At 41.2% G+C, this 245-nt stretch carries 1 protein-coding gene; it reads right to left on the bottom strand.

Annotated features, from left to right (window positions below):
- The coding region (locus ACYQ2O_RS13825; protein WP_459796887.1) for a transposase at positions 1-245 on the bottom strand (245 nt) is incomplete at both ends.

Raw genomic sequence — 245 nt, 5'->3', positions numbered from 1 at the left:
TTTGTGTGTCAAGTTGAAATTGTTTGACCACTATCTTCATGAGTGTCTTAATACGACGAGAATACAAACCATAGTGGCGTACCATTTTAAACTGTTCATCTGGAATATGTCGGACAAGGCGTCCAATATAACCGAGTAACCCTTTCACATGTGTTTTACTTCTCTTAGGCGCATGGATATAGAAACCATCTGGATTGTTTTTATACGCCGCTTGTAGCAAGGGCTGGACTTGCTTTTTGGCTCGC

The sequence above is a fragment of the Alkalibacterium sp. m-11 genome, from assembly GCF_054658155.1.
The sequence above is the reverse complement of the archived record's forward strand: the minus strand, read 5'-3'. Positions and strand labels throughout refer to the sequence as shown.